The following is a 4,115-nucleotide window of genomic DNA, read 5'->3' as shown; positions in this document are numbered from 1 at the left end:
GTCGAATGGGAAGAGGTGTTCGATGTTCAAGCTCGGTGATGTTGTCCTGCTCGAGCAGTTTCGCGATGCCTTGCACGATCTCTCGCCGCGCAGCGATGCGGAGATCAAAGGCGATGTGCTGACCCGCCTAGTGCAGCTCGCCATGCGCTGGATCTTCAGCGACCAGCCGCTCGAGCATCTGGAGCGGTTGATCGCCTTGATCGACCAGGTCGCCGACCGCTACACCGCGCTGCAGAGTCTGGAATCGCTGCTGCGATATGATGTCAAAGGGCCACAACGGGTGGAAGAGGATGACGCCCGCCGCTTGTTAGAGCAGACCGCACGGGGAGACCCCATCATGCAGACGTTGATTGATCGGTCTATTGAGCAGGGCCGCGAGCAGGGCGAGCGCAACGGCGAAGCCAAGCTGCGGCTGTTCGCCCAACGCGAGGCAGGGCGACCAAGCGGATTCCACCAGCGGCAGGAACGCCTGCTCGGCCTGGGCCGGATGCGCAATCGCCCCGTCGAGCAACAGATCACCGAGCACAAAGAAGACGTCCGGTGACGGTTGCCAGTGCGGCATCTCCCGCTCCGCCAGGCGCTCATCGGCATCGGGTGATCTCGGTCAAGCCGGCCGACTGCAAGCCGAGACAGCCCTGTTCAGCAACCGTGTTGGCCTCAAGAGAGAGGTTGCCAGAGAACAGGTCCTGGGCTGCGACGATGAGTCAACTGTCGTGAGCGCTTGACGCGGCGCGCGTGACGCCTGCTTCTGAGCGCTGGTCGGCCAGTGCTACACTGAAACCCCTCACCACTGAGGCGCGAAGACCATGGCCACCACACTCGACGAGGTTTGGGTCCTGTTTAGGGAGACCGATCGCAAGTTTCAAGATACCAACCGCCGATTCCAGCAAACCGAGAAGCGGCTGAACACCCTCAGTCGTCAACTCGGGGAGCAAGGCAACCGCCTGGGTGACTTCGTCCAGGCCATGGGCGGACCTCGCCAACAGGCCAGTCTAGACGGCGCCGACCGCTTGAACGCGCCGCTCAACAACGCAACGCACGCGCTCGCAAAGACGCAACATGGGCACGTCCAAGTCTCTCGATAAGGGTGGTGGCACAACCACCGCAGGCAACGCCAGCGCCGTGACAGCCGCCGCGCTGTCCCAAGCTGCTGTGCTCGAAAATGGCGACCATCTCACGCGTGAAGAGTTCGAGCGTCGCTATCGTGCGATGCCGGCACTGAAAAAGGCCGAATTGGTCGAGGGGGTGGTGTATATGGCCTCACCGTTGCGCTATCGGCGCCACGCGCGTCCACACAGCCAGATCATGACCTGGCTTGGCTACTATGCCGCCAGCCTGCCGGCGGTAGAAGTGGCCGATAACGCCAGCCTGCGACTCGATGCCAACAACGAGGTCCAACCGGATGCCCTGATGCGTCTTGACGAGCGCGCTGGCGGTCGCTCGCGTTTGACGGAGGACGATTATCTGGCCGGTCCGCCCGAGTTGATCGTCGAGATCGCCAGCAGCAGCGCCGCCTACGACCGCCACGAGAAACTGCACGTCTACCGCCGCAATGGCGTCGCCGAATACCTGCTCTGGCTGGTTGAAGATCACAAGCTCGAGTGGTACGGCCTGAAGGACGGCCGCTATGTTGCGCTCAAGCCTGACCCAACCGGCACGCTGAAAAGTCGGGCTTTTCCCGGTCTGTGGCTCGACAGTGCAGCCTTGCTCCAGCTGAAGATGCGAGACGTACTTGATACGCTCGAAAGCGGGCTCAACAGCACCGACGCTGCGGCCTTTGCCGAGCGGCTCAAGCACAATGTGAAAAAACGGAGCGATCATGAAAACTAACAACCCCCACATCCCCGACACCCAAGCCTCCATCACCGAGCCAAAAGCCTGCCCCGGCGCCGACCCGGTCATCGTCGATTGCGCCACCCAACTCAAACAGGCACTCGGCGAGCGCCTGCGCGAACTGTGGCTGTACGGCTCGCGGGCGTGTGGCAACGCGCGTCCAGACTCCGATGATGACCTGCTGGTGCTGCTTGACCGCGATGTGACGGAACTGCGCGAACGGATCTTAGACGTGCAAGTCGACATGCTCGACCGCCATGATGCGCTGGTGACGACACTCCTGCACACCCAGGATGACTGGCGGCAACAGCAAGGCGATCCGCTGGCCATCAACATCGCCCGCGAGGCCGTGCGCCTGTGACGCCCGCGTGCACGCCATGACCGACCGCCACCAGTACCTCAAGACCCACCTGGAGTTCGAGTTGGACAAACAGATCGATCATAAGCCGCTGATCAGCGTCGCGCCAGATGGGTCTTTACGGCGGGTGGCTTAGGCGTTGTTGAGGCAAGCAACTTTGGCCGAGCGGGTTCGGTCCAACGCGAGAGCGAATGATTGGAGGAAAACATCGATGTACGCGATAGAATTCGAGACAGACCTGAAAGGTGGCGTTCTGACGATACCCGATGATTACAGGTCTCTGAACAATCAGCATGTGCGCGTGGTCATGCTGCTCGAACACGATCCCGGCGATCCAGAACTGCGTGCCTTTTCAGAGCATTCAGCGGCAGCGATCCCAGAATGGCAGGATGCCGCCGAGGATGAGGTATGGAAGTAAACCAGGCAGAGGTTGTTCTATGCGAGTTCTACTTTTCCGATCTCAAGCAGAACAAATTGCGGCCAGTTGTCGTGTTCAAGAATAATCTGCCATACAACGATTTCGTCGGAGTGCCGATCAGTAGCAGAGTGGACAGGCTGAATCAGGATGAGATCGTGATTTGTCAGTCGGATTTCGTGGCTGGCCAACTCCCTAAGCGCTCGAAAGTCATGGTGAGAAAAACCTTCGTGATCTCGAAACAAGTCGTCGTGAAAAAATATGGAACGCTATCCGTTGACTGCTTCCGGCGACTTCATCGAGCCTTTTGTGACTATTTTGGTTGCGCTTGAGTGTTCATTCATTCAGGCCGAGCGGTATCGATTTGTACCCGCGCAACCCTGTGGCCATCGAAGCTCACCCGATGGCCAACCGCATCCAGCTGATCCAAGGCTCCTCCATCGACCCCGAGATCATCGCCCGCGTGCACGCCATGACCAACGGCCACGAACGCATCCTCGTCTGCCTGGACTCCAACCACCAGAGCACGTCCTCGCCGAGCTGGAAGCCTACGCCTCGCTGGGCTTGTCACAAAAATGGTCCAGCAGCGACTGCGTCGTCTTCGACACCCTCATCGAAGACCTGTCCGCGGACATGTTCCTCAACCGCCGCCTGATCGGATCAAGCGGCCCCGGCGAAAACCCCAAGACTGGTCCGAGCGCATCCTCACCGCTGAGACCCCGGAAGTGGTGTTTCATAGAGCCTTGCCGCCAGCCGAAGACCAACAGGTGATGCTTTGCCACCCGCGCCGCCTGGCTGCGCGAACAAGGGCGGCTGATCCGGCCCGCCTGATGTTTTGACCGACTGGACTCCCGACCATGCACAGTCAATTGCGTGAAACCGACGACACAACAGCCGCCTATGACGCCGATTACTTTCTCTGGCTGCAGGCGACGCGCGGCCAGCTGGCGCGCCGTGATTTTGCCGGCGTCGATCTCATGCACTTGCTCGAGGAGATCGACGACTTGAGTCGCCGGGAGCAGCGAACGCTTAAACATCTGCTGCGCCAACTGCTCGCCCATCTCCTCAAACTGGTATGCTCGCAACCCGTGAGCCCAAGCGCCCGCGACAAGCCAGCCTGCGCCGCGCGGTGTCAGCCGCCTACTACGCCCTGTTCCATCAACTTGTTGAGGCGGCGAGTCAGGATCTTGTCACCGGCCGTGGCTGCGAAAACCTCCGTCACAAGGTCCGACGCGCCTTCCAGCACAAAGAGATGAAGGATGTTTGCCAAGCACTCGCCAAATGGCAGCCCAAACAGCCACCCGTACGCCTCGCTGATCTCTTTCTCCAGCCCCCGACGCCAGACATCCAGGCCGTCGCCAGTGCATTCGTCGAGCTCCAACACCATGGCCACACAACATTGGACCACGTTTGGACCTTCTTCAGGGGCACCGATCGCAGGTTTCAGGAAGCCGACCCAAACACGCGATGCCCTGGTGATCCGCAATGATGGCCGCTGTGAGCCGCGCT

Annotated in this window: 8 protein-coding genes and 2 pseudogenes; 9 read left to right on the top strand and 1 reads right to left on the bottom strand. The window is 60.4% G+C overall.

Annotated features, from left to right (window positions below; translation table 11 throughout):
- The 9 genes and pseudogenes from CKO42_RS25910 to CKO42_RS28665 form a co-directional block, all read left to right on the top strand.
- The coding region (locus CKO42_RS25910) for an RpnC/YadD family protein (protein ID WP_476737490.1) at positions 1–544 on the top strand (544 nt) is incomplete at its 5' end.
- 262 nt (positions 545–806) lie between these two features.
- Complete coding sequence (locus tag CKO42_RS25905; RefSeq protein WP_200252015.1) at positions 807–1,085, top strand: hypothetical protein; 279 nt, start codon at positions 807–809, stop codon at positions 1,083–1,085.
- Positions 1,060–1,830 (top strand): Uma2 family endonuclease, encoded by a 771-nt coding sequence (locus CKO42_RS25900; RefSeq protein ID WP_200252004.1) that lies wholly within the window; start codon positions 1,060–1,062, stop codon positions 1,828–1,830. Before CKO42_RS25905 ends, CKO42_RS25900 begins: the two co-directional genes overlap by 26 nt.
- Complete coding sequence (locus CKO42_RS25895) at positions 1,820–2,194, top strand: nucleotidyltransferase domain-containing protein (RefSeq protein WP_200252001.1); 375 nt, start codon at positions 1,820–1,822, stop codon at positions 2,192–2,194. The genes CKO42_RS25900 and CKO42_RS25895 overlap by 11 nt, the downstream gene beginning before the upstream one ends.
- A gap of 16 nt (positions 2,195–2,210) precedes the next feature.
- Positions 2,211–2,327 (top strand): cephalosporin hydroxylase family protein, encoded by a 117-nt coding sequence (locus CKO42_RS27730; RefSeq protein WP_242479718.1) that lies wholly within the window; start codon positions 2,211–2,213, stop codon positions 2,325–2,327.
- 75 nt (positions 2,328–2,402) lie between these two features.
- Positions 2,403–2,609 carry a hypothetical protein gene (locus CKO42_RS25885; protein WP_200251989.1) on the top strand — a complete coding sequence of 69 codons (207 nt, stop codon included), beginning with the start codon at positions 2,403–2,405 and terminating at the stop codon, positions 2,607–2,609.
- Positions 2,600–2,938, top strand: coding sequence for a type II toxin-antitoxin system PemK/MazF family toxin (locus CKO42_RS25880; RefSeq protein WP_200251986.1), 339 nt, complete (start codon positions 2,600–2,602; stop codon positions 2,936–2,938). Before CKO42_RS25885 ends, CKO42_RS25880 begins: the two co-directional genes overlap by 10 nt.
- Before the next feature lie 71 nt (positions 2,939–3,009).
- Positions 3,010–3,377, top strand: a pseudogene (locus CKO42_RS25875) (CmcI family methyltransferase).
- A gap of 86 nt (positions 3,378–3,463) precedes the next feature.
- Positions 3,464–3,634 (top strand): annotated as a pseudogene (locus tag CKO42_RS28665) (DUF29 family protein); the annotation flags it as partial.
- Between the two features lie 104 nt (positions 3,635–3,738).
- Here CKO42_RS28665 and CKO42_RS27725 read toward each other — a convergent pair.
- Positions 3,739–4,115: hypothetical protein (locus CKO42_RS27725; protein ID WP_242479717.1), on the bottom strand; the 377-nt coding region annotated here is incomplete at its 5' end.

It is taken from the genome of Lamprobacter modestohalophilus, assembly GCF_016583905.1.
In the GTDB taxonomy this organism is placed as follows: domain Bacteria; phylum Pseudomonadota; class Gammaproteobacteria; order Chromatiales; family Chromatiaceae; genus Lamprobacter; species Lamprobacter modestohalophilus.
Note: the sequence above shows the minus strand (reverse complement) of the source record. Positions and strands in the feature narration are given on the sequence as shown.

Coding starts and splice junctions, on each gene's coding strand:
- CKO42_RS27730 (WP_242479718.1), top strand. CDS start 2,211: ATGACCGACCGCCACCAGTACCTCAAGACCCACCTGGAGTTCGAGTTG.
- CKO42_RS25905 (WP_200252015.1), top strand. CDS start 807: ATGGCCACCACACTCGACGAGGTTTGGGTCCTGTTTAGGGAGACCGAT.
- CKO42_RS25900 (WP_200252004.1), top strand. CDS start 1,060: ATGGGCACGTCCAAGTCTCTCGATAAGGGTGGTGGCACAACCACCGCA.
- CKO42_RS25880 (WP_200251986.1), top strand. CDS start 2,600: ATGGAAGTAAACCAGGCAGAGGTTGTTCTATGCGAGTTCTACTTTTCC.
- CKO42_RS25885 (WP_200251989.1), top strand. CDS start 2,403: ATGTACGCGATAGAATTCGAGACAGACCTGAAAGGTGGCGTTCTGACG.
- CKO42_RS25895 (WP_200252001.1), top strand. CDS start 1,820: ATGAAAACTAACAACCCCCACATCCCCGACACCCAAGCCTCCATCACC.